Source organism: Stenotrophomonas sp. GD03819, from assembly GCF_029841665.1.
Lineage (GTDB): Bacteria > Pseudomonadota > Gammaproteobacteria > Xanthomonadales > Xanthomonadaceae > Stenotrophomonas > Stenotrophomonas geniculata.
In genome coordinates this window covers 49,409-75,697 of record NZ_JAOCEW010000024.1, presented here as the reverse complement: position 1 = coordinate 75,697, position 26,289 = coordinate 49,409, and the positions used below count along the sequence as shown (strand labels likewise).

The 26,289-nt window shown below is 67.1% G+C and carries 21 protein-coding genes; 12 read left to right on the top strand and 9 right to left on the bottom strand.

The features are described from left to right. Nucleotides 1–38 precede the first annotated feature (38 nt). The 9 genes from N5D45_RS15205 to N5D45_RS15165 all read left to right on the top strand — a co-directional run bounded on the left by N5D45_RS15205 (nt 39) and on the right by N5D45_RS15165 (nt 15,171). Entirely contained in the window at nt 39–3,272 is a 3,234-nt protein-coding gene (locus N5D45_RS15205; protein WP_228354859.1) for an efflux RND transporter permease subunit, read from the top strand. Between the two features lie 31 nt (nt 3,273–3,303). After that, complete coding sequence (locus N5D45_RS15200; protein ID WP_279939247.1) at nt 3,304–6,426, top strand: efflux RND transporter permease subunit; 3,123 nt, start codon at nt 3,304–3,306, stop codon at nt 6,424–6,426. Between the two features lie 250 nt (nt 6,427–6,676). Further along, nucleotides 6,677–8,737 carry a TonB-dependent receptor gene (locus tag N5D45_RS15195; RefSeq protein WP_279939246.1) on the top strand — a complete coding sequence of 687 codons (2,061 nt, stop codon included), beginning with the start codon at nt 6,677–6,679 and terminating at the stop codon, nt 8,735–8,737. Between the two features lie 95 nt (nt 8,738–8,832). Continuing rightward, the gene (gene yccS / locus N5D45_RS15190) at nt 8,833–11,010 is read left to right on the top strand and encodes a YccS family putative transporter (protein WP_279939245.1); all 2,178 of its coding nucleotides are present in this window, start codon (nt 8,833–8,835) and stop codon (nt 11,008–11,010) included. Between the two features lie 141 nt (nt 11,011–11,151). Continuing rightward, complete coding sequence (locus N5D45_RS15185) at nt 11,152–11,946, top strand: SDR family NAD(P)-dependent oxidoreductase (RefSeq protein ID WP_279939244.1); 795 nt, start codon at nt 11,152–11,154, stop codon at nt 11,944–11,946. Nucleotides 11,947–12,029: 83 nt separating this feature from the next. Continuing rightward, nucleotides 12,030–13,919 (top strand): MFS transporter, encoded by a 1,890-nt coding sequence (locus tag N5D45_RS15180; protein WP_279939243.1) that lies wholly within the window; start codon nt 12,030–12,032, stop codon nt 13,917–13,919. A 182-nt stretch (nt 13,920–14,101) separates the two neighbouring features. Further along, the gene (locus N5D45_RS15175) at nt 14,102–14,389 is read left to right on the top strand and encodes a CD225/dispanin family protein (RefSeq protein WP_005419784.1); all 288 of its coding nucleotides are present in this window, start codon (nt 14,102–14,104) and stop codon (nt 14,387–14,389) included. A 34-nt stretch (nt 14,390–14,423) separates the two neighbouring features. Further along, a complete protein-coding gene (locus N5D45_RS15170; protein WP_006473644.1) occupies nt 14,424–14,702 on the top strand; it encodes a CD225/dispanin family protein in 279 nt (92 codons plus the stop codon). A gap of 43 nt (nt 14,703–14,745) precedes the next feature. Beyond that, the gene (locus tag N5D45_RS15165) at nt 14,746–15,171 is read left to right on the top strand and encodes a DUF2752 domain-containing protein (RefSeq protein WP_134958336.1); all 426 of its coding nucleotides are present in this window, start codon (nt 14,746–14,748) and stop codon (nt 15,169–15,171) included. Between the two features lie 521 nt (nt 15,172–15,692). Here the strand turns inward: N5D45_RS15165 and ampE are convergent. The 5 genes from ampE to N5D45_RS15140 form a co-directional block, all read right to left on the bottom strand. Next, nucleotides 15,693–16,580 (bottom strand): regulatory signaling modulator protein AmpE, encoded by an 888-nt coding sequence (ampE, locus tag N5D45_RS15160; RefSeq protein WP_279939242.1) that lies wholly within the window; start codon nt 16,578–16,580, stop codon nt 15,693–15,695. Nucleotides 16,581–16,726: 146 nt separating this feature from the next. After that, nucleotides 16,727–17,632 (bottom strand): NAD(+) diphosphatase, encoded by a 906-nt coding sequence (nudC, locus tag N5D45_RS15155; RefSeq protein ID WP_019336614.1) that lies wholly within the window; start codon nt 17,630–17,632, stop codon nt 16,727–16,729. A gap of 160 nt (nt 17,633–17,792) precedes the next feature. After that, complete coding sequence (gene erpA / locus N5D45_RS15150; RefSeq protein ID WP_005419789.1) at nt 17,793–18,185, bottom strand: iron-sulfur cluster insertion protein ErpA; 393 nt, start codon at nt 18,183–18,185, stop codon at nt 17,793–17,795. A gap of 31 nt (nt 18,186–18,216) precedes the next feature. Further along, nucleotides 18,217–18,681, bottom strand: a complete 465-nt coding sequence (locus N5D45_RS15145) for a polymer-forming cytoskeletal protein (RefSeq protein ID WP_010482635.1) — start codon at nt 18,679–18,681, stop codon at nt 18,217–18,219. Between the two features lie 4 nt (nt 18,682–18,685). Next, nucleotides 18,686–19,429 (bottom strand): DUF6776 family protein, encoded by a 744-nt coding sequence (locus N5D45_RS15140; RefSeq protein WP_019336613.1) that lies wholly within the window; start codon nt 19,427–19,429, stop codon nt 18,686–18,688. A gap of 179 nt (nt 19,430–19,608) precedes the next feature. Here N5D45_RS15140 and N5D45_RS15135 point away from each other — a divergent pair, with 179 nt between their 5' ends. The 3 genes from N5D45_RS15135 to N5D45_RS15125 are packed head-to-tail and all read left to right on the top strand — an operon-like array spanning nt 19,609 to nt 24,390. After that, entirely contained in the window at nt 19,609–20,226 is a 618-nt protein-coding gene (locus tag N5D45_RS15135) for a DUF4126 domain-containing protein (RefSeq protein WP_057502276.1), read from the top strand. 44 nt (nt 20,227–20,270) lie between these two features. After that, nucleotides 20,271–22,157 (top strand): EAL domain-containing protein, encoded by a 1,887-nt coding sequence (locus N5D45_RS15130; protein ID WP_010482638.1) that lies wholly within the window; start codon nt 20,271–20,273, stop codon nt 22,155–22,157. Nucleotide 22,158: 1 nt separating this feature from the next. Next, complete coding sequence (locus N5D45_RS15125) at nt 22,159–24,390, top strand: ATP-binding protein (RefSeq protein WP_279939241.1); 2,232 nt, start codon at nt 22,159–22,161, stop codon at nt 24,388–24,390. A gap of 1 nt (nt 24,391) precedes the next feature. Here N5D45_RS15125 and bfr read toward each other — a convergent pair whose 3' ends face one another. From bfr to N5D45_RS15105, 4 genes are all read right to left on the bottom strand, one after another. Then, nucleotides 24,392–24,862 (bottom strand): bacterioferritin, encoded by a 471-nt coding sequence (gene bfr / locus N5D45_RS15120; RefSeq protein ID WP_005419804.1) that lies wholly within the window; start codon nt 24,860–24,862, stop codon nt 24,392–24,394. Nucleotides 24,863–25,005: 143 nt separating this feature from the next. Then, nucleotides 25,006–25,215: a bacterioferritin-associated ferredoxin gene (locus tag N5D45_RS15115; RefSeq protein WP_005411309.1), complete on the bottom strand. Its 210-nt coding sequence runs from the start codon at nt 25,213–25,215 to the stop codon at nt 25,006–25,008. A 100-nt stretch (nt 25,216–25,315) separates the two neighbouring features. Beyond that, a complete protein-coding gene (locus N5D45_RS15110) occupies nt 25,316–25,618 on the bottom strand; it encodes a hypothetical protein (RefSeq protein WP_279939240.1) in 303 nt (100 codons plus the stop codon). Further along, on the bottom strand, nt 25,618–26,241 hold the full coding sequence (locus tag N5D45_RS15105) for an RNA pyrophosphohydrolase (RefSeq protein WP_010482644.1): 624 nt from the start codon (nt 26,239–26,241) through the stop codon (nt 25,618–25,620). Before N5D45_RS15105 ends, N5D45_RS15110 begins: the two co-directional genes overlap by 1 nt. Nucleotides 26,242–26,289 lie beyond the last annotated feature (48 nt).

Sequence of the window (26,289 nt, the reverse complement as noted above, 5' to 3'; positions counted from 1 at the left end):
GCCGGCGCTGCCATTGAAGTGCCAGCAAGGATCAGTCCGTGAGCTTTTCGACGATCTTCATCCGCCGCCCCATCGCCACCTCGCTGTTGATGGCGGGCCTGTTGCTGCTGGGCATCCTCGGTTACCGCAAGCTGCCGGTGTCGGCGCTGCCGGAAATCGATGCGCCCAGCCTGGTGGTCACCACCCAGTACCCTGGCGCCAACGCCACCACCATGGCCTCGCTGGTCACCACGCCGCTGGAGCGCCAGTTCGGTCAGATCTCCGGGCTGGAGCTGATGACCTCCGACTCGTCGGCCGGGTTGTCCACGATCATCCTGCAGTTCTCGATGGACCGGAACATCGACATCGCCGCGCAGGACGTACAGGCGGCGATACGCCAGGCCACCCTGCCCTCGTCGCTGCCCTACCAGCCGGTCTACAACCGGGTGAACCCGGCCGACGCGGCCATCGTCACCCTCAAGCTGACCTCCGATACGCGGCCGCTGCGCGACGTCAACAACTACGCTGACTCGATCCTCGCCCAGCGCCTGTCGCAGGTACAGGGCGTGGGCCTGGTCTCGATCGCCGGCAACGTGCGTCCGGCCGTGCGCATCCAGGTCAATCCGGCGCAGCTGTCGAACATGGGCCTGACCCTGGAAGAGCTGCGCAGCGCGCTGACCCAGGCCAACGTCAATGCACCCAAGGGTTCACTGAACGGCAAGACCCAGTCCTACAGCATCGGTACCAACGACCAGCTCACCAGTGCCGCCGAGTACCGCGACACCATCATCAGCTACAAGAACGGCCGTCCGGTGCGTTTGTCCGACGTGGCCGAAGTGGTTGATGGCGTGGAGAACGACCAGCTGGCCGCCTGGGCCGATGGCAAGCCGGCGGTGCTGCTGGAAGTGCGGCGCCAGCCCGGCGCCAACATCGTGCAGACCGTCGAGCGCATCCGCGCAATCCTGCCGCAGCTGCAGGGCGTGCTGCCAGCCGACGTGCACCTGGAGATATTCAACGACCGTACCGAGACCATCCGCGCCTCGGTGCATGAAGTGCAGTTCACCCTGATCCTCACCATCGGCCTGGTGGTCGCAGTGATCTTCGTGTTCCTGCGCCGGCTGTGGGCCACGATCATTCCCTCGGTGGCCGTGCCACTGTCATTGGCGGGCACTTTCGCGGTGATGGCCTTCACCGGCATGTCGCTGGACAACCTCTCGCTGATGGCGCTGGTGGTGGCCACTGGCTTCGTGGTCGACGATGCGATCGTGATGATCGAGAACATCGTGCGTTACATCGAGCAGGGCAAGAGTGGCAAGGAAGCGGCCGAGATCGGTGCGCGCCAGATCGGCTTCACTGTGCTGTCGTTGACCGTGTCGCTGGTGGCAGTGTTCCTGCCGCTGCTGCTGATGCCCGGCGTCACCGGCCGCCTGTTCCATGAGTTCGCGTGGGTGCTGAGCATCGCCGTCGTCCTGTCGATGCTGATCTCGCTGACGCTGACCCCGATGATGTGCGCCTACCTGCTCAAGCCCGACACCCTGCCCGAGGGCGAGGACGCGCATGAGCGTGCGGCGGCGGCCGGCACGCAGAACCTGTGGACGCGCACCGTCGGCCTTTACGAGCGCAGCCTGGACTGGGTGCTGGGCCACCAGCGCCTGACCCTGGCCGTGGCCGGCGGCGCACTGGTGCTGACCGTGCTGCTGTACGTGCTGATTCCCAAGGGCCTGCTGCCCGAACAGGACACCGGCCTGATCACCGGCGTGGTGCAGGCCGACCAGAACATCGCCTTCCCGCAGATGGAGCAGCGCACCAGGCAGGTCGCCGAAGCGCTGCGCCAGGATCCGGATGTGACCGGCGTGTCGGCCTTCATTGGCGCGGGCAGCATGAATCCCACGCTCAACCAGGGCCAGCTGTCGATCGTGCTGAAGGAACGCGGCGAGCGCGATGGCCTGGATGAGATCCTGCCGCGCCTGCAGAAGGCGGTGGCCGGTATTCCGGGCGTGGCGCTGTACCTGAAGCCGGTACAGGACGTAACCCTGGACACCCGCGTGGCCGCCACCGAGTACCAGTACTCGTTGTCGGACGTCGATCCGGCGACGGTGGCCACCCAGGCCACGCGCCTGACCGAAGCGCTGCGCAAGCGCCCGGAACTGGCTGACGTCGACAACAACCTGTCCAACCAGGGCCGCGCCCTCGAGCTGAACATCGACCGCGACAAGGCCAGCGTGCTGGGCGTGCCGATGCAGACCATCGACGACACGCTCTACGATGCGTTCGGCCAGCGCCAGATCTCGACCATCTTCACCGAACTCAACCAGTATCGGGTTGTACTGGAAGTGGCGCCGGAGTTCCGCACCAGCACCGCGCTGATGGAACAGCTGGCCGTTGCCTCCAATGGTGCCGGTGCGCTGACCGGTACCAATGCCACCAGCTTCGGCCAGGTCACCTCGTCGAATTCATCGACGGCTACCGGCATCGGCGCGCAGAACACCGGCATCACCGTCGGCGCCGGCAGCATCATTCCGCTCTCGGCACTGGCCGAAGGCAAGGTCAGCAGTGCGCCGCTGGTGGTCAGCCACCAGCAGCAGCTGCCAGCGGTGACGGTCTCGTTCAACGTGGCGCCGGGCTATTCGCTGTCCGACGCCGTGCGTGCGATCCAGGAGACCAAGGACAGCCTGGACATGCCGGCACACCTGCATGCCGAATTCATCGGCAAGGCCGCCGAATTCACCGGCAGCCAGACCGATGTGGTGTGGCTGCTGCTGGCCTCGCTGGTAGTGATCTACATCGTGCTGGGCGTGCTCTACGAGAGCTACATCCACCCGATCACGATCATCTCCACGCTGCCGCCGGCCGGTGTCGGCGCGCTGCTGGCGCTGATGCTGTGCGGGTTGAGCCTGTCGGTGGATGGCATCGTCGGCATCGTGCTGCTGATCGGCATCGTCAAGAAGAACGGCATCATGATGGTGGACTTCGCGATCGAGGCGCGCCGCGCCGGTGCCAATGCGCATGAAGCGATCCGCCGGGCCTGCCTGCTGCGCTTCCGTCCGATCATGATGACCACCGCCGCGGCAATGCTCGGCGCGCTGCCGCTGGCGCTGGGCACCGGCATCGGCTCGGAGCTGCGCCGCCCGCTGGGCATCGCCATCGTCGGCGGCCTGCTGCTGTCGCAGCTGGTGACCCTGTACACCACGCCGGTGATCTACCTGTACATGGAGCGCTTCTCCGAATGGCTTGCCCGCCGCCGCGAGCAGCGCGCACTGCGCGACGGATCGCTGCAGGAGCCGCAGGCATGATCCACGCCCCGCTGCCGCGGGGGGCCGCACGATGAACCTGTCCGGCCCCTTCATCCGCCGCCCGATCGGCACCGCGCTGCTGGCCATCGGCCTGTTCATGGTCGGCCTGATCTGCTACCTGCGCCTGGGCGTGTCGGCACTGCCGAACATCGAGATTCCGGTGATCTTCGTGCACGCCAGCCAATCTGGTGCCGATGCGGCAACCATGGCGTCCACGGTCACCGCGCCGCTGGAACGCCATCTCGGCCAGCTGCCGGGCATCGACCGCATGCGCTCGTCGAGCTCGGAAGGCAGCTCGTTGGTGTTCATGATCTTCCAGAGCGGCCACGACATCGATTCGGCCGCGCTGGACGTACAGACCGCGATCAACTCGGCACAGGCCGACCTGCCCTCGGGCATGGGATCGCCGATGTACCAGAAGGCGAACCCGAACGACGACCCGGTCATCGCCATCGCACTGACCTCGCAGACGCAGTCGGCCGATGAGCTGTACAACGTCGCCGACTCGCTGCTGGCGCAGCGCATCCGCCAGATCAGCGGCGTTGCCTCGGTCGACATTGCCGGTGCTTCGACGCCGGCGGTACGCGTGGACGTCAACCTGCGCCTGATGAACGCGCTGGGCCTGACTGCCGATGATCTGCGCAACGCCGTACGCGCGGCCAACGTGACCTCGCCCACCGGCTTCCTCAGCGATGGAAATACCACCACCGCGATCATCGCCAACGATTCGGTCGCGCGTGCGGCCGACTTCGCCGACCTGGTGGTGAAGACCCAGGGCGATGGCCGGGTGATCCGCCTGAAGGACATCGCCAACGTCTACGACGGCCAGCAGGATGCCTACCAGGCCGCGTGGTTCGACCACAAACCCGCCGTGGTGATGTACGTGTTCACCCGCGCCGGCGCCAACATCGTGGAAACCGTGGACCGGGTGAAGGCGCAGATTCCCGCGCTGCGCGACTACCTGCAGCCCGGCACCACGATGACGCCGTACTTCGACCGTACACCGACCATCCGCTCGTCGCTGCATGAAGTGCAGATCACCCTGCTGATCAGCCTGGCAATGGTGGTGCTGACCATGGCGCTGTTCCTGCGCCGGCTGGCGCCGACGCTGATCGCCGCCGTAACCGTGCCGCTGTCGCTGGCCGGTGCCGCGCTGGTGATGTACGCGATGGGCTTCACGCTGAACAACCTGAGCCTGCTGGCGCTGGTGATCGCGATCGGCTTCGTGGTCGACGATGCGATCGTGGTGATCGAGAACATCATGCGTCACCTCGACGAAGGCATGCCGCGGATGCAGGCGGCACTGACCGGCGCGCGCGAGATCGGCTTCACCATCGTCTCGATCACTGCCTCGCTGGTGGCGGTGTTCATTCCGCTGCTGTTCGCCAGCGGCATGATGGGCGCGTTCTTCCGCGAGTTCACCGTCACCCTGGTGGCAGCGATCGTGGTCTCGATGATCGTCTCGCTGACGCTGACCCCGGCGCTGTGCAGCCGCTTCCTCAGCGCCCACGACCACACGGCGCCGCCGTCACGCTTCGGCCGCTGGCTGGACGCCGGCCACGAGCGCATGCTGCGCATCTACACCATGTTCCTGGACTTCTCGCTGCGCCATGCGCTGCTGCTGTCGCTGACACCGCTGCTGCTGATCGGTGCAACCATCTTCCTGTTCGGTGCAGTGAAGAAGGGCGCGTTCCCGCCGCAGGACACCGGCCTGATCTGGGGCCGCGCCAACTCCAGCGCTACGGTCTCCTTCGAGGACATGGTCAGCCGCCAGCGCCGCATCACTGACATGCTGATGGCCGACCCGGCGGTGAAGACCGTGGGCGTGCGCCTGGGCAGCGGCCGCCAGGGCTCCAGCGCACAGTTCAACGTCGAGCTGAAGTCGCGAAAGGAAGGCCGCCGCGAAACCACCGCGCATGTCCTGGCGCGTCTGAGTGCGAAGGCCGACCGCTACCCCGACCTGCAACTGCGCCTGCGCGCGATCCAGGATCTGCCCAGCAACGATGGCGGTGGCTCCAGCCAGGGCGCGCAGTACCGCATCTCGCTGCAGGGCAATGACCTGGCGTCACTGCAGGAATGGCTGCCCAAACTGCAGGCGGAGCTGAAGAAGAACCCGAAGCTGCGCGACGTCGGCACCGACGTGGACAATGCCGGCCTGCGCCAGAACATCGAGATCGACCGTGCCAAGGCAGCCCGCCTGGGTGTTTCGGTCGGCGCCATCGACGGCGCCCTGTACGGCGCGTTCGGCCAGCGCCAGATCTCGACCATCTATTCAGACATCAACCAGTACAGCGTGGTGGTCAACGCCCTGCCCTCGCAGACCGCTACGCCGGCGGCGCTCGACGAGGTGCATGTGCGTGCGCGCAACGGCGACATGGTGCCGCTCACTGCGGTGGCCAAGCAGGTGCCGGGGCTGGCGCCTTCGCAGATCACCCATGAGAACCAGTACACGACGATGGACCTCAGCTACAACCTGGCGCCGAACGTGAGCATGGGCGAAGCCAAGGCGATCATCGATGCCACCGTGGCCGGCATGCGCATGCCCGGCGACATCCGCCTGGCCGATGATGCGGGGTTCGGGTTCAACTCCGATCCCAGCGACATGCTGATCCTGGTGTTTGCCGCGATCCTGACCGTGTACCTGGTGCTGGGCATGCTCTACGAGAGCCTGATCCATCCGGTCACCATCCTGTCCACGCTGCCGGCGGCGGGCGTGGGTGCGCTGCTGGCGTTGTTCGGCACCAACACCGAACTGTCGGTGATCTCGATGATCGCGCTGGTGCTGTTGATCGGCATCGTCAAGAAGAACGCGATCATGATGATCGACTTCGCGCTGGTGGCGCAGCGCGAGCATGGACTGGCACCGCGCGAGGCGGCACGCGAGGCCAGCATCGTACGCTTCCGTCCGATCATGATGACCACGATGGTGGCGATCCTGGCGGCGGTTCCGCTGGCGATCGGCCTGGGCGAAGGGTCCGAGCTGCGTCGTCCGCTGGGTATCGCGATGATCGGCGGCCTGCTGTTCTCGCAGAGCCTGACCCTGCTCAGCACCCCGGCGCTGTACGTGATCTTCTCCTGCCTGGCCGAGCGCTGGCGGGCACGTCGCGCGCGCAGGCGCGAAGCGAAGCTGCTCAAGCGCGCGCAGCGGGCGTAGAAGGGCCCATCCACGCACCGCGTGGATCTACTGCAACACCTGCCTCTGATGGGTGCGGACCGTTGGTCCGCACGCCGCTTTGGATTTGACGTGCCGTAACGAAAAGAGAACAATTCTCATCCAGCCATGGTCCTGCGCCCCTTCGCGGCGCCCCGCTGCCATCTCCGGCCAGCCTGCGTGATCCCAGCCACTGCCCCTTCCCCCACCCGTGGGCGGATGGCCTGTGGCCGTCCGTCGAGGATCACCATCGATGCTGCCTTCCCGTCTCCCCCGCCTGGCCCTGCTGGCCTCCGCCCTGTCCGCCGCCTGCGCTGCCCATGCCGAAGCGCCGGCCGTCAGCCGTAATGCCATCGATCTGGATGCGGTGAAGGTCACCGCCGAACGCACCCATACCGACGCCGGCGCACTGGGCGACCGCGCCCTGCGCGACACTCCGTTTGCGATCACCGCCGTTGGCCGCGAGCAGATCGAGCAGCGCCAGGTGGTCTCGCTGGGCGAAGCCTTCCTGCTCGACCCCTCGGTCACCACCCAGGTCAGCGCCTACGCCAGCGGCTGGAGCTCGCCCATCCGCAATCGCGGTATCGAACTGAATTTCGACAGCTATCGCGTCAATGGCCTGCAGGTCTCTTCCTGGGGTACCGAATGGCCGCTGGAAGTGATGGAACAGGTCGATCTGCTGAAAGGCCCGGGCGGTTTCCTGTACGGGTTCGGTGCACCCGGCGGCATCGTCAACTACATCACCAGGAAGCCGACGGACACGCCCACCTTCTCCGCCCAGCTGGGCTGGCGTGAACAGGGCATCGTCAGCGGCGGCATCGACGTGGGCGGACGTTTCGGCAACGAGCAGATGTTCGGCTACCGTTTCAACGCCTTCCAGGAAAAGGGCGAGACCTTCAATGGTGGGCACGTCGATCGCAAGGTTGGCGCACTGTCGCTGGATGCGCGCCTGAGCGATGTACTGACCTGGACCTTCGACGGCGTGTTCCAGTCACGCGATCTGCGCGAAGAGTCGCCGCAGTACTACTTCCGTGGCCTGACATCGCTGCCGCGACCGATTGCCGGGGATACCGACAACAGCGTACCCGGCACCTACTACGACACCCGATCCAGCCTGCTGTCGACCGGCTTGGACTGGCAGATCAACAGCAACTGGAAAGCCAGCCTGAGTTACGGCGTCACCACCTCGTGGAATGACGTCAACAAGATCTTCGCCTACATCGACAATCCCAACGGCGACTACGACGTCAACGTCTACGAACTGGGTGGCAAGAGCGAGTGGAAGCTGGCCCAGGCGATGCTGCAGGGCAGCTTCCGCACCGGCCCCCTGCAGCATCAGGTGGTGGCGGGCATCAGCCACCAGACCGGGCTGGGCTGGGACCGCCCCTACGAATGGAGCCTGATCGGCCGCGCCAACCTGTACCAGCGCCACGCGATCCGCCATGACGCCGTGGGTTTACGGGTGATGACCCGCGGCGACGAGACCGTGCAGCAGGCGGTGTTCGCGAGCGATACCGTCGATCTCGGCAGCGGCTGGTCGGTCCTGGCGGGCTGGCGCTACAACGACTACGAGACCAAGGGCCGCTACCACACCTACCCGGTCACACCGACCTACGCCGTGATGTTCAAGCCCAGCGAGGCGGTCACACTCTACGCCAGCTACATCGAATCGCTGGAAGCGGGCAGCCGCGTGGGCAACAGCTACGCCAACGCCGGCGACGTGCTCGACCCGACCATCAGCAAGCAGTACGAGATCGGCGCGAAGGTCGACGCGGCACGCTGGAATGCGAATCTGGCGGCGTTCCGGCTGGAACGTGGCGCCAACATCGACCAGCTGATCGCCGGCAGCCTGCCTCGCCTGGTGCAGGACGGCATCACGCTGTACGAAGGCATCGAAGCCAATGGCGACCTGCACGTGACAGACGCGCTGACGGTGGGGGGCGGCGTGACCTGGCTGGACCCGACCTACGACAAGTTGTCTCCGGGCAGCGCCTCGCAGGAAGGCAAGCGCACCGCAGGTGCTGCGCGCTGGAGCGGAGTACTGCATGCCACCTACCAGCTGCCATGGGTGGATGGGCTGGAGACCTACGCCGCCGTGCGCTATTACGGCGATGTCTGGTACGACGCCGACAACACCCTGAAGCTGCCCGACTACACGCTGGTCAATGCAGGCATCGGCTATCGCCTGCTCGCCTCCGGCCACCCGGTGACCGTGCGCGCCAGCGTCGAGAACCTGGCCAACCGGAAATACTGGTCCAACGCCGGCGTCGGCCTGCCGCGTACGTTCGCTGTGAGCGTGCGGTTCGACATGTAAGGCCCGGCACCGCCGGGGGTGCGGACCGTTGGTCCGCACTCCATATTTCACGCGCAGCCCGCAATAATGGTGGGAGACCCTTCCACCGAGCCTGCATGTCCGCCCGCGAATCCCGCCTCAGCCGCCTGTGGGCCCACGAAAAGGCCAGCTACGGCCTGCGCGTGTTCATCGCCCTGACCGCAGCGCTTGCCGTGTGCTGGCATCTGGACGCGCTCACGGCGCTGCCCGGCGTGTTCCTCGGCATCATCGCCAGCGCCATCGCCGAGACCGATGACAACTGGTGGGGACGTACCAAGGCCGTACTGCTGTCGCTGCTGTGCTTCTGCCTTGCCGCCGCGTCGGTGATCTGGCTGTTCCCCTGGCCATGGATCTTCATCGGGGCGCTGGCGCTGTCCACGTTCGGGCTGACCCTGCTGGGTGCGCTCGGCGAACGCTACGCGTCGATCGCCCAGGCCACGGTAACGCTGGCGATCTACACCATGATCGGCCTGGAACAACACGGTGCCAGCGACCTGCACAGCGCGTTGGAAGCGGTCAGCCACCTGCTGGCCGGTGCGGTCTGGTACGGCCTGCTGTCGATCCTGTGGACCGCGCTGTTCGCCAACCGTCCGGTCCGCGAACGCGTGGCGCGCCTGTACGTTGAACTGGGCCGCTACCTGCAGTTGAAGGCAACACTGTTCGAGCCGGTGCGCGAGGCCGACCTGCAACGTCGCCAGCTCGACCTGGCCGAGCAGAACCGGCGCGTGGTCGGTGCGTTGAACGAGGCCAAGACCGCGATCCTCGCCCGCTTCGGCCGTTCCGGGCGGCCAGGCGTGAACTCCGGCCTGTACCTGCGCCTCTATTACATGGCACAGGATTTCCACGAGCGCGCCAGTTCCTCGCACTACCCGTACGGTGCGCTGGTCGATGCTTTCTTCCATAGCGATGTGCTGTACCGCTGCCAGCGCCTGCTCGACCTGCAGGGGCAGGCCTGCGCGCGGCTGGGCGAGGCGATCCGCCTGCGCCGTCCATTCGTGTATGGCGAAAGCAACCAGCAGGCCGGACGCGATCTGGCCGATGCGCTGGCCTACCTGCGCGACCAGCAGCGGCCACAGTGGCAGCGACTGCTCGGCTCGCTCGACCTGCTCGTGCACAACCTGCGCAGCATCGAGCGCCGCCTGCTGGATGCGGAGCGTTCCGAGGCCAGCCTGGACAACGTCGATACCCGCCTGCGCGACAGCAACCCGCACACCCTTCGCGAGATGGGCGTGCGCGTGCGCCAGCAGCTCACGCCCGGTTCGGTCCTGTTCCGCCACGGCCTGCGCATGGCATTGGCACTGATCGCCGGTTTCGCAGCGATCCGCCTGTTCAATGCCCAGAACGGCTCATGGGTGCTGCTGACCATCGTGTTCGTATGCCGCCCCAACTTCGGTGCCACCCGCCAGCGCCTGGCGCAACGCATCGTCGGCACCGTGGCCGGCCTGGTGCTGACCTGGGCGCTGCTGCAGCTGTTCCCGCAGCTGCACGTGCAGCTGCTGATCGCGCTGCTGTCGGCGCTGCTGTTCTTCTTCACCCGCACCGACCGCTACCTGGTGGCATCGGCGGCGATCACGGTGATGGCCCTGACCTGCTTCAACCTGATCGGCGATGGCTTCGTGCTGATCGTGCCGCGCATGGTCGATACGCTGCTGGGCTGCGCGATTGCCGCCGCCGCCGCGTTCCTGATCCTGCCCGACTGGCAGGGCCGCCAGCTGCACCTCGTGCTGGCGCGCGTGCTGGACACCGCCGCACGCTACCTGGATTCGGTACTGGGCCAGTACCGCAGCGGCATGCGCGATGACCTGGCCTACCGCATCGCCCGCCGCGACATGCACAACGCCGATGCCGCGCTGTCCACCGCGCTGTCGAACATGCTGCGCGAGCCGGGCCACGTGCGCCGCAACCTCGATGCCGGTTTCCATTTCCTGGCGTTGTCCAACATGCTGCTCGGCCATCTCTCGGCGCTGGGTGCGCACCGCGACCAGGTGGACAGTTACGCCGGTGATCCGCTGGCGCTGGCCGCCGGTGAGCGCGTGCGAAAGGCGCTGCAGCAGCTGTCCTCGGCCTTGGCCGCACGGCAGCCGGTCAGCGAGGACGACAATGACGCCGACCGCGCGGTGGCCGCCGAGCTGGAGCAGATCGATGAAGCGATGCCGCCGAAGCTGCAGCTGATCCGCACGCAGATGGCGCTGGTGCTGCGGATGCTGCCGAAGGTGCGGGCGGCGGCGAATGAGGCGGTAACCAGCCTGACCTGATCCCTCATTGCTGGTCGGACATCCCATCCACGCGTGGCGTGGATCTACTGCACCGTGTGCAACCGTGTGTTGCGCCTTGCGATGCATCCCGATCACGTTTCCGCGCGGATACTGGGTGATCCCCTGGTCCTGGACTCCCCCATGAAGATCGAACTCGCCGGCCGTACCGCGCTGGTCACCGCCTCCACCGCCGGCATCGGCCTGGCGATCGCCCAGGGCCTGGCCACAGCGGGTGCGCGGGTCATTCTCAATGGCCGCAGCACCGACAGCGTCGAACGCGCCCGCCAGCGCCTGCTCGCCGCCGTTCCGGGTGCCGAGGTGATCGGCCTCGCCGCCGACCTCTCCGATGCCGCCGGCGTCGACACGCTGCTGGCGGGACTGCCCAAGGTCGACATCCTGGTCAACAACGCCGGCATTTTCGGCCCCGAGGACTTCTTCGAGACCGAAGACGCCACCTGGGAGCGCTACTGGCAGACCAATGTGATGTCCGGCGTGCGCCTGTCGCGGGCACTGCTGCCGGCGATGGTCGATGCCGGCTGGGGTCGCGTGCTGTTCATCTCCTCCGAATCGGCACGCAGCATTCCCGCCGACATGATCCATTACGGTGTCAGCAAGACCGCGCAGCTGTCGCTGTCGCGCGGCCTGGCCAAGCGTGTGGCCGGCAGCGGCGTCACCGTCAACGCAGTGCTGCCCGGCCCGACCCTGTCCGATGGCTTCGCGGCAATGTTCGAAGATGAACGCCAGCGCAGTGGCAAGCCACTGGAGCAGATCGGCCGCGAGTTCGTGATGGCACACCGGCCGTCTTCGGTGATCCAGCGCACCGCCACGGTCGAGGAAGTAGCCAACATGGTGGTGTACCTGGCCTCGCCGCAGGCCTCCGCCACCTCCGGTGCGGCACTGCGCGTGGATGGCGGCGTGGTCGACGATATCGTCTGAGATCTTTCAAAGTGTGTGGACCAACGGTCCGCACCCACAGCGGATGGGCAGGAATGCTAGGCTGCGCCGGTCAAGGAGGCTCCATGTCCGGTCACAACCAGTTCGCCCTGCTGCGCCAGCGCCGTTTCCTGCCGTTCTTCGTCGTCCAGGCGCTCGGAGCGTTCAACGACAATGTGTACCGGCAGGCGATCATCAGCATGTTGCTGTTCATGGCCGTACCGGAGGAAGAACTGGGGCTGTATGCCACGCTGGCACCTGCCATCTTCATCCTGCCGTACTTCCTGTTCTCGGCACTGGCCGGGCAGATCGCCGACAAACTGGAAAAATCGCGACTGATCGTGATCACCACCACCATGGAGATCGTGATCATGTCGCTGGCGGCCACGGGCTTCCTCACCCAGAGCCTGCCGGTACTGCTGGTCGCGCTGTTCTGTACCGGCATGCAGTCAACCCTGTTCGGACCGGTGAAGTACTCGGTACTGCCCTCGGTACTCAAGCCCGAAGAGTTGACCGGTGGCAACGGTCTGGTTGAAATGGGCACCTCGATGTCGATCCTGTCCGGCATGATCGTCGGCGGCCTGGTGTTCACCGTGGCCGGCAGCCACGGCACCGTAGTGGCAGCGTGCGCGATCATCGCGCTGGCCATCTGCGGCAACATCGCCGCGCGCCTGATTCCCAAGGTCGATGCCGGCGACCCGAACCTGAAGATCAACTGGAACCCGCTGCCGGAGTCGCTTGCGGTGCTACGCATGGCGCGCCAGCAGAAGGCGGTGCGCAATTCGATCCTGGGTGTGTCCTGGTTCTGGTTCGTCGGCACCGTGCTGACCTCGCAGCTGCCGGCCTATGCCGTGACCAACCTCGGCGGTGAGCCGACCCTGTACATCTTCGCGCTGGCCCTGTTCTCGGTCGGCACCGGCGTTGGCTCGCTGCTGTGCGAGAAGCTGTCGGCGCGCACGGTGGAAATCGGCCTGGTGCCGCTGGGTGCGTTCGGCATGACCGCGTTCCTGCTCGACCTGTACTTCGCCCGCAGTGGCGAAGCAACGGTGCACGGGCTGACCATCGGCACGTTCCTGCAGCAGCCGGGCAGCATCCGCATCGTCATCGACCTGATCGGCATCGGCCTGTTCACCGGCATCTTCGTGGTGCCACTGTTCGCGCTGATCCAGAGCCGCACACCGAAGGCCCAGATGTCGCGCGTGTTCGCCGCGCTGAACATCCAGAATTCCGGCTTCATCGTCGGCGCAGCCCTGCTGTCGCTGGCCGCGCACAAGCTGCTGCACTGGACCATTCCGCAGCAGTTCCTGGCGCTGGCCATCGCCAACGCGCTGGTGGCGATCTACATCTTCACCATCGTCCCCGAATTCCTGATGCGCTTCCTCAGCTGGCTGATGGTGCGCACCCTGTACCGGCTGCGCCCGCACGGCATCGAAGCGAACGTGCCCGACGAAGGCGCCGCGCTGCTGGTCTGCAACCATGTCAGCTACATGGACGCGCTGATCCTGTCGGCGACGATTCCGCGCCCGGTGCGCTTCGTCATGTACTACAGGATCTTCAACATCCCGGTGATGCGCTGGATCTTCCGCACTGCCAAGGCGATCCCGATTGCCGGCGCGCGCGAAGACCCGGCGCTGATGCAGCGCGCGTTCGATGACATAGACGCCGCGCTGGCCGAAGGCGAGCTGGTCTGCATCTTCCCCGAAGGTGCGTTGACCAAGGATGGTGCGATGGCGCCGTTCAAGTCCGGCGTCGAGAAGATCCTCGAACGGCGGCCGGTGCCGGTGGTGCCGATGGCGCTGCGCGGCATGTGGTCGAGCATGTGGAGCCGTCGCGACAGCCGCCTTGGCCGGATGCGCGTGCCACGCCGTTTCCGTGCCACCGTCGAGGTGGTGGCCGCACCGGCCGTGGATGGCCACAGCACCAGCGCACCGGTGCTGGAGGCCCAGGTGCGGGCCTTGCGCGGCCATCACGCCTGACGGTACCGGCCCGCCAGTCGGGCCCGGCGACCTCCCCCACATACGTCACCGTCCAGTGGCGTACGCGACATGTCGTGACTGTAAACGCATACATGCAACGTCGGTTGCGGTAGATTACGCACCCACAGGGGGGAGGTCCGGTCGATACATCACGGCCGGCCACCAAGGAATGGAGTCTTGCTTTGAATCAACCACCACCGCTCAGCCGTCCGGTCTACATCCCCAACCATCTGGTCTGGGCGATCCTGACGACGCTGTTCTGCTGCCTGCCGTTGGGCGTGGTGTCGATCGTCTATGCCTCCCAGGTCGATGGCCGCCGCGCGGCCGGCGACCTGCCGGGGGCCTACAGCGCGTCGCGCAAGGCGGGCTGGTGGGCGGTGGCTTCGGCCGTGGCCCTGCCAGTCCTGTTGCTGTTGTGGTTCGGGCTGTTCGGCGGCTTGGCCGTACTGGGCGCTCTTTCCGACCAATGATTCACCACCACCACCCATCAAGGAGCTTGAACCCATGAATACCGCTACTCCGCAGGTCCCGAACAACCTGGTCTGGGCGATCCTGACCACCCTGTTCTGCTGCCTGCCGGCCGGCATCGTGTCGATCGTCTACGCCGCCCAGGTCAACGGCAAGCTGGCCGCTGGCGACATCGCCGGCGCCCAGGATTCGGCTGCCAAGGCCAAGAAGTGGGCCATCTGGTCGGCCATCGCCTGGGTCGTCGTGGTCGTGCTGTACGTGCTGTTCTTCGTTGTGCTCGGCGGCATGGGCGCGATGAGCAACAGCGGCTACTGATACGCCTGGACGGATCCGGCGCCTGCGCCGGATCCGTTGTTGCATGTCCGCGCTTCCCGCTCCTTCCCGACTCGCCCGCTGGGCACCGCTGCTGGTTTCCGCCGGCCTGGCCGTGGGTGCCACGGTGGTCCTGCGCAACGTCAATCCGTATGTCGCCGGCAATCCGTTGCCGAGCTGCCCGCTCTACGCCCTGACCGGCCTGTACTGCCCGGGCTGTGGCAGCACGCGCTGCCTGTATTCCCTGGTCCACTTCGACCTGCCCGGCGCGATGGCGATGAACCCGCTGCTGGTCATCAGCCTGCCGTTCCTGTTGCTGATGCTGCTGAACATCGCCGGCATCCGCCCACGCGCGCTCGACCCGCTGATGCGGGTACTGGCCAATCCCGTGTTCTGGCTCTGGGTGCTGCCCGGGTATGCGCTGCTGCGCAACCTGCCGTGGGCACCGTTCACTGCACTGGCACCGGTCTAGGTTTCCAGCCAACGGCGCAGCCCCTCGTGGTGGGCCGGTATCTGAAGGCAAGAGCGCCGGGGTTGGCCGGGCGGGTGGGCTGCGCAGGGGCCGCTGCAAGTACGTCCATGTAAGCTCGGTCGCCGCATCCATGCGGCTCACGCCCCTGCGCAGCCCACCCGCCCGGCCACGGACAGTTTCCGTGTGCGTCCACCACGGAAAAGAAAGAGAAGATCAAAAGCGGAAGCGGATCGCTTCGCTCCGCATCCACGCATGGCGTGGATCTACCGTGTCGACCAAGGTCGACACCCACCGGCAGTCGCAGTTGACCCACCGTCACCGGGAACTGTCGGGGGTGGGGCGGTGTGGGGATGCAGGACCGTTGGCGCCATGGATGGCGCCATCGAGCCCCCAGGGACGGGTTTACGGCGTGTCCTGCAGCCCCACACCGCCCCGCCCAACCCTCAGCAACCCAGAGCCGCTTTGGCTTTGGCTTTGGCGTTGGCCTCTGCAGGTGCAGGGCTGCAAGCCCTGCAAAGCAACTACGTCACCCAGCCTGCAATCACCAGCAGGGCGAGGATCGCCAGCCACAGCAGCAGCATCCGCCACACCAGGCTCATCGCATCACGCAGGTCCGGCAGCCGCTGCCACACCGGCAACAGCCCCGCCTCGGTGTAATCGTGCGCGTCCTCGCGCAGCTCGGCGTTGACGCTGGCCCGCGCCACCGCGCCCAGGAACCCGATGTTGCCGGCCAGGCGCTCGCCATGGGCCTGGCGCCAGGCCTTCCACGCCGTATCGAAGTTGCCCACCAAGGCCATCGAGAACGCCATCAACTGCGCCACCGGCCATTCGATCCAGCCCAGCAGGCGCTGCGCCAGCGCCAGCGGCTCCACCGGCACGCGGGCACGCATCGGGCTTTCCGCCATCAATGCCAGCAGGCGATAGCCCAGCGCACCGGCCGGGCCCAGCAGCAGGAACCAGAACAACACCGCGAACCAGCGCCGCAGTGCATTGAGCACGGTCGCCTCGACCAGCGAGGGCACGTCCTCCCGCAGGCTGCCCCCGGCCGACTGCAGGTTGCGCACGGCCGCCTGTCGTGTCGCCGCGTCATCGGCATCGATGATGGCCTCGATATCGCGGTCCAGATCGCGTGGCCCCCAGCACCAGGCCAGCACGCCCACGCCCAGCAACAGCGACGGCAGACCGAACAGCACCCCGCGCAGCAACCACGCCAGCAGCACCATCAGCAGCAGCGGCGGCAGCAATGCCAGGGCCACGCCTGCCGGACCCTGCCAGGCCTTGCCGCCGCGCGCGTCCAGCCAGCCCAGCCAGCGCCGGAAGCCGTCGAAACGGCGCAGCGAGGCGACAGCGGCCGGGGCAACATGGCCCAGGGCCAGTGCCACCAGCACGGCGGCCAGAGTGGTGAACATGGCAGGTCTCCCTACGAAACAGAACGCTCGGCGCCGCTACCTTACCTGTCGCAGCGGCGCCCTCAGCGGTGAACCGGACTGTAACCCGGGCCGTGTTCAGGTGGCGGCAATACAGCTGCCACGACCGGACCGGCAGAGGATCGGGTTCAGCCCTTCTGCTGGCGGTACCAGTGTTCGATCAGGCCGCGCGAAATCGAGATCGGCGGCGACAGGCGGATGCCCTGGCCATCGTCCTCCACATCGCGTGCCAGTGCCGCGCCCACCTCGTCGGCACTGAACCAGCGCGCGTCTTCCAGCTCGCCATCCACCGTCGGCAGGTCATCCTGCGCCTGTGCACGGAAGCCGATCATCAGCGCGCCCGGGAACGGCCACGGCTGCGAGCCGAGGTACTGGCACGCGGTCACCCGCACCTTGCTCTCCTCATGCACTTCACGCACCACGGTCTGCTCGAAGGTCTCGCCGGGTTCGACGAAGCCGGCCAGCACCGAGTAACGCCGCGGTGCCCAGTTGGACTGCCGGCCCAGCAGCAGCCGGCCCTGGTTTTCCACGGCGACGATCACGGCGGGGTCGACGCGCGGGTAGTGCTCGGTGGAACACTGCGCGCAACGACCGACGAAGCCGCCGCGGGCAAACGCCACGGCGCCGCCACACACACCGCAGAAGCGGGTGCGCGAGTGCCAGTAGGACATGCCGCGGGCATAGCTGAAGGCGGTCGCATCGGCCATCGACCACAGCAGAGCGGCCTGGCGCAGGTCGAGGCGACGTGGTGCGGTGACGGTGACGCTGGCGGCTTCAACCGAGAACCACGCTTGTTCCCCGCGCAGGCCGAGGAAGATCGCGGAGCCGGGACCACCCCCGATGTCGGCGCCGGTCAGCGCCAGCGGCTGGTCGTCATCGCCGGTGAAGGCGCTGCCGTCCTGATCGAGCACGAGAATGCGCGCGCCCGGCCACAGGCGCGCCAGTGCATCGGCATCGTCGCGCAGGGCATCGGCGCGCTCCAGCGGTTCGCCAACGAAGGCAAAACCGGAAAGCGGCGAAGAAGTATTGGGCATCCGGCAAGCGTGCCGCCAATCGATGCGGGTGGCAAGGTCGGCGCTGTGCGCAATCTGCTGTTGTGGGCTGGAGGGCGCAGAGCATCCACGCATGGCGTGGATCTACGGATCCGCTCTGGCAGGTGCCAACCTTGGTTGGCACATCCTGGCCACAGGGCTCTTACATGCTGAAGCTGCTGCCGCAGCCGCAGGTGGTCTTTGCGTTCGGGTTGCGGATCACGAACTGCGCACCGGTCAGGCTCTCGGTGTAATCCACCTCGGCGCCCATCAGGTACTGCAGGCTCAGCGGGTCGACCAGCAGGGTCACCCCGCTGGTCTGTACCGCCAGGTCGTCCTCGGCACGGTTCTCGTCGAACTCGAACCCGTACTGGAAGCCCGAACAGCCACCGCCTTCGATGTACACGCGCAGGGCCAGGTCGGGGTTGCCCTCTTCCTGGATCAGGGATTTGACCTTGGCGGCCGCCGACTCGGTGAAGTTCAGCGGGCGCTCCAGCGACTGGTAATCGGGCGCGGCAACCGGGGTGGCGCCGGGCAGGGAGACTAGCGTGCTCATGCCGTCAGCATGGGGGTGCCGACGATGGCTTTCAAGCCATCGCCTCGGCCAGCTTGCGGCGTGCGGCGGTGTCACCCTTGCCACCATTGGCCTCTTCGCCTTCCGGAGCCGGCAGGGCGGCCATCGGGGCGCTGGCATGGATCAGGCGACCGTTCAGCTGGGCGCCCGCATTCATCTCCACCACCTGGTAATGGACGTTGCCATTGACCCGTGCGCTCGGGGTCAGTTCGACCTTCTCGGTGGCATGCACGTCGCCGTCCAGGCGGCCACTGATGACCACCACCTGGGCACGGATCTCGCCCTCGATCACGCCATGCTCGGCGACCGTCAGGGTCGCGCCACTGGCGCCTTCGGCGGCGATCACCTTGCCATGGATGCGGCCTTCCACATACAGGCCCCCACTGAATTCCACATCACCGCGGATCACCACCTGGTTGCCGATCAGGGCATCCACCACCAGCTGGCCTTCACGGTTGGATTTGCTGCTTCCGAACATCTGCCTACTCCCCTTTGGCGGCCGGCGCACCGGCCTGTTTCCAGTCGAATACCTGGGTGGTACCCCCCGTACCACTCCCCAATGTCACCCGCACGCGTTGCGGGGTGAAGTCAGCCGGCAGCATCACGCTGCCGGTGAGCTGCTGGAAGTACCGGAACGAGTAATCCTGTCCCGGCACCTTGCTGCGCTGGTGCAGATCATCCCAGCTGATCGTGGCCAGCTTGCCGTTCTTGACGCCTTCCACGGTGAAGCGCATCTGCCCCTGGCTGATGGCGCCACGGTTGAGGTTCTGGGTCAGCACCGCGGTGTACTGCCAGGTGCCGGCCGCTTCCGGGCTGAACTCGATCGAATGGGTGTTCAGGCCCTTGCGCTGGCTGGTGGAGCCCACCAGGCGCTCATAGAAGGCGACGTCGGCACGCAGGCCTGCGATTTCCTCATCGCGCTCGGCCAGCGAGGACTGCACCTCGGTGTTGGCGGCGCGGCTGATGCGGTCGGAGGCTTCCAGCGTGGCCTGCTTCTGGCGCAATTCGGTCAGCTGCGCCTGCAACGTCTCGGCACGCTTCTCGGCAGCCTGCAGGCGCTGGCCCTGGGCGTCGCGCGGCGTGGCCATCCAGCAGCCACCCAGCACGGCCAGCACCAGGCTGAGCAGCCAGATGCCGCCGATCACCAGCAGGCGGCGACGGTCGGCCGGCGGTTGTGGCGCGCCGGGCAGGCGGACCTGCACGCGCATGGGAGGACGGTTGGTCATGGGTGGATTCCGGGGCATCGCGAGGGCGACACCGGTACGGCCCCTGTGGCAAACGACGCGCTAGTGTATGACAGGACGGGTGGGTTTCCTGCGCAGTGGCGAGCCACGGTCTGTGGCGTTCAGGCATGCCATCGTCGATAGTGTGGTCCCCTGCACAGTTCCGTCGCCGGAGCATCGCCATGACCGAAGCCCACCTGTTCGTGATCGGCATCCTGCTGGCCTGGCTGGCCGGCATCCGCGTCTACCTCACCGTGTTCGGTGTCGGCCTGGCCGGCCTGCTCGGCTGGGTCGACCTGCCGCCGGCCCTGCAGGCCACTGAATCGTGGTGGGTGCTGGGCACCTCGGCGGCGCTGGCGGTGACCGAATTCTTCGCCGACAAGATTCCCGGCGTCGACTCGGCGTGGGATCTGGTGCACACCCTGGCACGCGTGCCTGCAGGTGCTTTCCTCGCCGCCGCCACGCTGTCGCCGGATGGGCAGCTGGGCACCGGTGCGCTTGCCGCCGGCGCCGGTGTGGCGCTGGCCAGTCATGGCCTGAAGGCCGGCACCCGCGCTCTGCTCAATACCTCGCCCGAGCCTGCCAGCAACTGGGTGGCCTCCGCCGCCGAGGACACCGTGGTGGTCGGTGGCCTGGCCCTGGCCCTGGCACACCCGTGGATCGCGCTGATCGTGGTGCTGGCCTGCAGCCTGGCCGGTGCGCTGCTGGTGTGGCTGGTCTGGCGCGCACTGTGGAAGGGCGTGCGCTGGCTGGCACGCGGTGCGTCGCCCGACAGTCCACGCCAGCCCGGTACCGGTTGATCGCCGGGCTTGTCGCATAATGGACGCGAACACCAGGAGCACCGATGGCCGCAAACGAATCCCCCGCGGGCGCCCGCCCGGGACGCGCTGAATCCCCTCCGGCCGATCATTGGCAACGCTGGACGGCTGAATCGGCGAGCGCCGTCGCCGCAGCGCCGGCAGCAGTTCCGCCGCTGGCAGCCTCCGACGCACCCGCATCGATCGGCAGCGCACCACCGCCGCTGCCGGGTCCGGGCATGCTGGCCGAGGCTGGCAACAACGACCAGGCACCGCCGACCTCCGATTCGCCCTACCGCGTGCTGATCGTCGAGGACGACCGCGCGCAGGCCCTGTTCGCACAGAGCGTGCTGCATGGCGCCGGCATGCAGGCCATCGTGCACAGCGATGCCGACGGTGCGCTGCAGGCGATCAAGGAGCATCGCCCCGACCTGATCCTGATGGACCTGCACCTGCCCGGCCTGGACGGCATGCGCCTGACCGCGCTGATCCGCCAGCAGCCTGGCCTGCAGTTGCTGCCGATCGTGTTCCTGAGCGGCGATCCGGACCCGGAGCGCCAGTTCGAAGTGCTCGACAGCGGCGCCGACGATTACCTGAGCAAGCCGATCCGGCCGCGCCACCTGATCGCCGCCGTGGCCAACCGCATCCGTCGCGCACGTGCGCAGGCAGCAACCCTGCCCGGTGCAACCGGCGCACCGGCCACCAGCAATCCGGAAACCGGCCTGCCGACGCGTCACCACGTGCTGCAGCAGCTCAATGCCGCCCTCGCCCATCGCGACCGGGGTGGCGTGTTCTTCGTTGAAGTGGCCAGCGCGCTGGGCCTGCGCGAACGCTATGGCTACGCCGCCTTCGAGCGCCTGATGGTGCAGGCCGGGCAGCGCCTGGCCGAGGCCGGCCATCCGCACCTGCTGGCACGCCTGAACGACAACAGCTTCCTGCTGCTGGCCCGCAATACTGATGAAGACAGCCTGGAAAGCATCGCCGCGACCCTGCGTGAGCAGCTCTCGGCGCGCGCCTTCGTGATCCGCGACGATGAATCGGTGCACCTGCGCGGCGTGGTGGGTTACGCGCCGCTGTCGCCGGGCTTCGACGATGCCAACGCTGCACTGGAGGCGGTCGAGCGCACCACCCTGCAGGCACGCCTGCTCAGCGCCGGCGTGGCGGGCCACGTGCACCGCCAGGCCGTCACCGAACAGGAACACCTGGCACTGCTGGAAGGCCAGCTGGAGCTGGCCTATCAGCCGATCGTCGCCGTCGCCGGTGGCAACACCGCGCAGTACCAGCTGCTGTTGCGCCTGCGCCAGGCCGATGGCACGGTGCTGGCGGCCGGCCAGGTGATTCCCGCCGCCGAGGCGGCAGGCCGCATCGCCGACCTCGACCAGCAGGTGATGGACCATGCGCTGGGCCTGCTGGACCTGTACCGGCACGCAACGCAGCCGCTGAACCTGTTCGTCTCGCAGTCGCTGCGCACGCTGCAGCGCGATGCCTTTGGCGACTGGCTGCTGGAATCACTGCAGCAGCGTGACCTGCCCGGCAGTGCGCTGGTGATCGACGTGCGCCTGCCCGACGCGCTGATCCACACCGTGCCGCTGCAGCAGTTCTGCCAGCGCATGGCCGGCGCCGGCGTGCGCTTCTGCCTGAGCCAGTTCGAGCCCAGCGGCGAAGCCGATGCACTGCTGACCCAGCTGCCGCTGTCGTTCGTGCGCATGGCCGCGCGCTTCTCCAGCAGCCATTCCAACCCAGCCACGCGCGAGGAACTGCGCAAGGCGATCGAACAGGCGCATGCGGCCGGGCTGCAGATCATCGGCCAGCAGATCGAAGACCCGCAGGCCGCGGCCGCGATGTGGGTCGGCGGCGTCGATTACATCCAGGGCAACATGGTGCAGTCGGCCGGCAGCGACCTGAACTTCGACTTCCACAACGCGGTGCTCTGACGTGCCGCTGTGGGGCGTGCTGCTGGTTGCCCTTGCCGCGGCCGCCATGGCGCTGCTGTTGGGTCTGCGCCTGCGCACGCGCAGCCGGGCACTGGCCCGGCTGCAGCGCGAGCACAGCGCGCTGGCCGCCGACCGCGACCAGCTGCGCCATACCACCGAACGCCAGGGCCAGCTGGAACAGCAGCTGCTGCAGGCCAAGCAGGCCGCCGAAGCGGCCGTGCTGGCCAAGGGCGAGTTCCTGGCCACGATGAGCCACGAGATCCGCACCCCGCTCAACGGCATCCTGCCGATGCTGGAGCTGATCGCGCGCGGGCCGCTGGGCGAGGACCAGCGGCAGATGCTGGCCACCGCTTCGGCCAGTTCACAGCAGCTGCTGCGCATCGTCGACGACATCCTCGACTACTCCCGGCTGGAAGCACAGGCGCTGGAACTGGAGATCACCAGCTTCAACCTGCGCGACCTGCTCGATGGCGTGGTGCAGCTGATGCAGCGCGCCGCCGACGCCAAGGGCCTGGCCCTGGGCCTGCAACTGGATCCTTCGGTGCGCCTGCCGGTGCGCGGCGACCCGGTGCGCCTGCGCCAGGTGCTGAGCAACCTGCTGGCCAACGCAATCAAGTTCACCGCCCGCGGCCAGGTGCAGCTGCGCGTGCTGCGGCTGGGCGAAGGTGCCGCGCAGCACCAGCTGCGCTTCGAGATCATCGATACCGGCATCGGCATCGACGACACACTGCAGGCACGCCTGTTCCAGTCCTTCAGCCAAGCCGACGCATCCACCACCCGCATCTACGGCGGCACCGGCCTGGGCCTGGCCATCTGCAAGCGCATCATCGACCTGATGCACGGGCAGATCGGCGTGCAGTCCACGCCTGGCCAGGGCGCTACGTTCTGGTTCGAGATCCCGCTGCTGAAGGTTCCTGGCGACCTGCCGGCGATGGCGCGCGCGCCAGCACCGCTGCTGCTCTTCAGTGCCGATGCAACGCTGCAGGCACGCATCGAGCGCATCGCGGCCCATCATGGCCTGCTGGTGCACGCCATGGCGCAGCTCGATGCCGTGGTCGAGCGCCTGCGCGCGGTGCCGAGGCCCGGGCAACCGGCGCCGGCCTGGCTGCTGGTCGATGCACGTGCGCGCCGCATCGGTGAAGCGACGCTGCAACAGGCGTTGGCCGAACGTGGCGAGGACGATGCCCTGCAGGTGCTGTGGCTGCAGGACGACACCCTTCCGGCACGCCCGCGCCAGCGGCAGTTACCCTCGCATTTCGACGACGCTGCGCTGCATGCACTGCTGGCTGCACCGGTCGCGCATGCGCGCCCTGCCGCGCTGCTGGCCAACGCCGAACAGGGTCAGCCCACGCCCACGCTGCCGCCGTTGCACCTGCGCGTGCTGCTGGTGGAAGACAACACGGTCAACCGGATGGTGGCCGAGCATCTGTTGCGCGTATTCCAGTGCGAGGTGCGCAATGCCGCCGATGGCGAGCAGGCGCTGGCCGCCCTTCGCGAAGGCGGCGTGGACGTGGTGCTGATGGATTGCCAGATGCCGGTGCTGGACGGCTACACCGCCACGCGCCACTGGCGTGCGGAAGAAGCGGAAACCGGGCGCACGCGGTTGCCGATCATCGCGATGACGGCCAACGCCATGGCCGGTGATCGCGAGCGCTGCCTGCAGGCCGGCATGGACGACTACCTGTCCAAGCCGATCGCACGTGCCACGCTGCATGCGCTGTTGCAGCGCTGGGGTGGCGGGAAAGCTGCATCACCTGGACAGCCTTCGGTAGAGCCGAGCCATGCTCGGCTGACGGCCAATTGCAGTCGCACGCCATCAGCCGAGCATGGCTCGGCGCTACAGAATCCGGAAAAGCAGGTGGCGCCAGCACCGCAACCGGTACTGGACCGCGACGTGCTGGACGAACTGCACGCGGTAATCGGCGATACCGCCCTCCAGATCGTCTCGGTGTTCCTGGAGGATGCGCCGGCGATGGTGCAGCAGCTGCAGCAGGCCGCGCAGAACGGCGACGAGCCCCGCCTGCAGGCGGTCGCGCACAGCCTGAAATCATCAAGCGCGAACGTGGGGGCCTTGTCGCTGTCGGCGGTGGCGCAGCGGATCGAACATGAGGCCCGCAGCGGCAGCCTGCAGCGCCCCGCCGTAGCGGTAGCGCTGCTGGTTGCCGAATTCGCCCGTGCGCGCGTGGCACTGACGGGCTACCTGGCACAGCATCGCGCCGGCCAGGCCGGCTGAGTCACTCTTCCAGCTTGCTCAGCAGGTACTTCGGCTCGCCGATGCGCTCGATCAGGTCGAGCTGGGTTTCCAGCCAGTCGATGTGCTCCTCTTCCGAGTCGAGGATCTTCACGAACAGCTGGCGGCTGACGTAGTCACCCACCGAATCGGAATAGGCCACGGCCTCGCGCAGGGTGACCACGCCATCGCGTTCCAGCGACAGGTCGCACTGCAGGATCTCGGTCGGGTTCTCGCCGATGCGCAGCTTGCCCAGCGCCTGGAAGTTCGGCAGGCCTTCAAGGAACAGGATGCGGTCGGCGAGCATGTCGGCATGCTTCATCTCGTCGATCGATTCCTTGTACTCATGTTCGGCCAGTTCCTTGATGCCCCAGTTCTTCAGCATCTTGGCGTGCAGGAAGTACTGGTTGATCGCGGTCAGCTCGTTGTAGAGGACCTTGTTGAGGAATTCGATGACCTTGGTGTCGCCCTTCATGGGGATGCTCCTGCACGCTGAAAACGCACGCACTCTAACGCCTTGCGTGCGGTCGTGAAGGAACGCGAATCGTGCGCATTGGCCTATGGCGGCCACGCGTGAAGGATCCGGAAGCGCGGCGTCAACGCGCCGCGAAAGAGACGTCAGGCGACCTGGGCCAGACCGAGGACCGGCAGCGGCAGATCGTGGGTGGCACGTGCCTTGGCCAGCAGGTCGCCGGCCATGTCCAGGCAGGAACCGCAGGTCGCGCCACAACCGGTACGCATGGTCAGCTCGGCCACCGTGCTGACGCCATGGCTGGCGGCTTCGCGGATCTGGTGGTCGGTGACTCCGTTGCAGATGCAGACGTACACAGGCGTGAACCGGGATGACAGGCCAAGAGTGGCCTGTTGGCTATTCCAATGGAAACGAGAATGGTTGTCAATCAGAGACCTGAACCATTCTCGATACGGTTCAGAGTGCGATCGAATACAACAGGGCCAGCACCGGCGTACTGAAGAACATGATCAGCCAGTGCAGGCCACCGCCTGCCGCCCTCAGGCGCAGCAGGTAGTCCGCCAGATACAGGGCACCGGCACAGTTCACCAGGATGAGGACCATGCCCAGCCCAAGCGGGATCGTTGCGCTGCCGCCAAGCACCACCACGCCCAACGCCATCCAGGGCAGGCTGGCCAGCCGGACAACCAGGCCCTGCTGGAGATACCCGGCGGGGACGCGTTGTGACGGATCGACCCGCGGCCTGCGCGGCCTCCCCATCAAACCGCCCCCGGCTCACCCTTGGCCTTGCGCGGCCAGTAGCCACCGCGCTTGGGAGTGCGCTTGCGGGGCCTGTCGTGGCCGGCAGCGTGACCCGGCATCCAGGCCTCCGCAGCGCTCTTGGGCATGGCGGTGACGCCCTGCCCGGCCACCCCGCGCGCCAACGGCGCCAGATGTCGCAGAGCGCGCGCATAGACGCCACGCTTGAACATCACCACGTGCTCCACCGGGTACCAGAAGTCCACCCAGCGCCAGTGGTCGAACTCGGGCGAATCGGTATGGTCCAGCTGCACATGCGATTCGTCGCCGGTCAGGCGCAGCAGGAACCAGACCTGCTTCTGGCCGATGCAGACCTGCCGCTCATTGCGGCGGATGGCCCGCGCCGGCAGCTTGTAGCGCAGCCAGCCGGGCGTCGCCCCGAGCACTTCCACGTGCTCAGGCAGCAGGCCGGTCTCTTCCTGCAGTTCACGATACATGGCCTCGACAGGCGTCTCGTCGGTGTTCATGCCACCCTGCGGGAACTGCCAGCCGTCCCGGCGCACACGTCGTGCCCAGAACACCTGGCCGTCCTGCCGCATCAGCACAATGCCGACGTTCGGTCGATAGCCGTCCGGATCGATCACGATGCGGACTCCTAAGAAAATCTACTGGTCGGGACTATCCCATGCCCT

What these genes read in the sequence shown, in the direction of transcription:
- N5D45_RS15200 (WP_279939247.1), top strand. Translation starts at nt 3,304, where the DNA reads ATGAACCTGTCCGGCCCCTTCATCCGCCGCCCGATCGGCACCGCGCTG.
- N5D45_RS15195 (WP_279939246.1), top strand. Translation starts at nt 6,677, where the DNA reads ATGCTGCCTTCCCGTCTCCCCCGCCTGGCCCTGCTGGCCTCCGCCCTG.
- yccS (WP_279939245.1), top strand. Translation starts at nt 8,833, where the DNA reads ATGTCCGCCCGCGAATCCCGCCTCAGCCGCCTGTGGGCCCACGAAAAG.
- N5D45_RS15185 (WP_279939244.1), top strand. Translation starts at nt 11,152, where the DNA reads ATGAAGATCGAACTCGCCGGCCGTACCGCGCTGGTCACCGCCTCCACC.
- N5D45_RS15180 (WP_279939243.1), top strand. Translation starts at nt 12,030, where the DNA reads ATGTCCGGTCACAACCAGTTCGCCCTGCTGCGCCAGCGCCGTTTCCTG.
- N5D45_RS15170 (WP_006473644.1), top strand. Translation starts at nt 14,424, where the DNA reads ATGAATACCGCTACTCCGCAGGTCCCGAACAACCTGGTCTGGGCGATC.
- N5D45_RS15165 (WP_134958336.1), top strand. Translation starts at nt 14,746, where the DNA reads ATGTCCGCGCTTCCCGCTCCTTCCCGACTCGCCCGCTGGGCACCGCTG.
- ampE (WP_279939242.1), bottom strand. Translation starts at nt 16,580, where the DNA reads ATGTTCACCACTCTGGCCGCCGTGCTGGTGGCACTGGCCCTGGGCCAT.
- nudC (WP_019336614.1), bottom strand. Translation starts at nt 17,632, where the DNA reads ATGCCCAATACTTCTTCGCCGCTTTCCGGTTTTGCCTTCGTTGGCGAA.
- erpA (WP_005419789.1), bottom strand. Translation starts at nt 18,185, where the DNA reads ATGAGCACGCTAGTCTCCCTGCCCGGCGCCACCCCGGTTGCCGCGCCC.
- N5D45_RS15145 (WP_010482635.1), bottom strand. Translation starts at nt 18,681, where the DNA reads ATGTTCGGAAGCAGCAAATCCAACCGTGAAGGCCAGCTGGTGGTGGAT.
- N5D45_RS15140 (WP_019336613.1), bottom strand. Translation starts at nt 19,429, where the DNA reads ATGACCAACCGTCCTCCCATGCGCGTGCAGGTCCGCCTGCCCGGCGCG.
- N5D45_RS15135 (WP_057502276.1), top strand. Translation starts at nt 19,609, where the DNA reads ATGACCGAAGCCCACCTGTTCGTGATCGGCATCCTGCTGGCCTGGCTG.
- N5D45_RS15130 (WP_010482638.1), top strand. Translation starts at nt 20,271, where the DNA reads ATGGCCGCAAACGAATCCCCCGCGGGCGCCCGCCCGGGACGCGCTGAA.
- bfr (WP_005419804.1), bottom strand. Translation starts at nt 24,862, where the DNA reads ATGAAGGGCGACACCAAGGTCATCGAATTCCTCAACAAGGTCCTCTAC.
- N5D45_RS15110 (WP_279939240.1), bottom strand. Translation starts at nt 25,618, where the DNA reads ATGGGGAGGCCGCGCAGGCCGCGGGTCGATCCGTCACAACGCGTCCCC.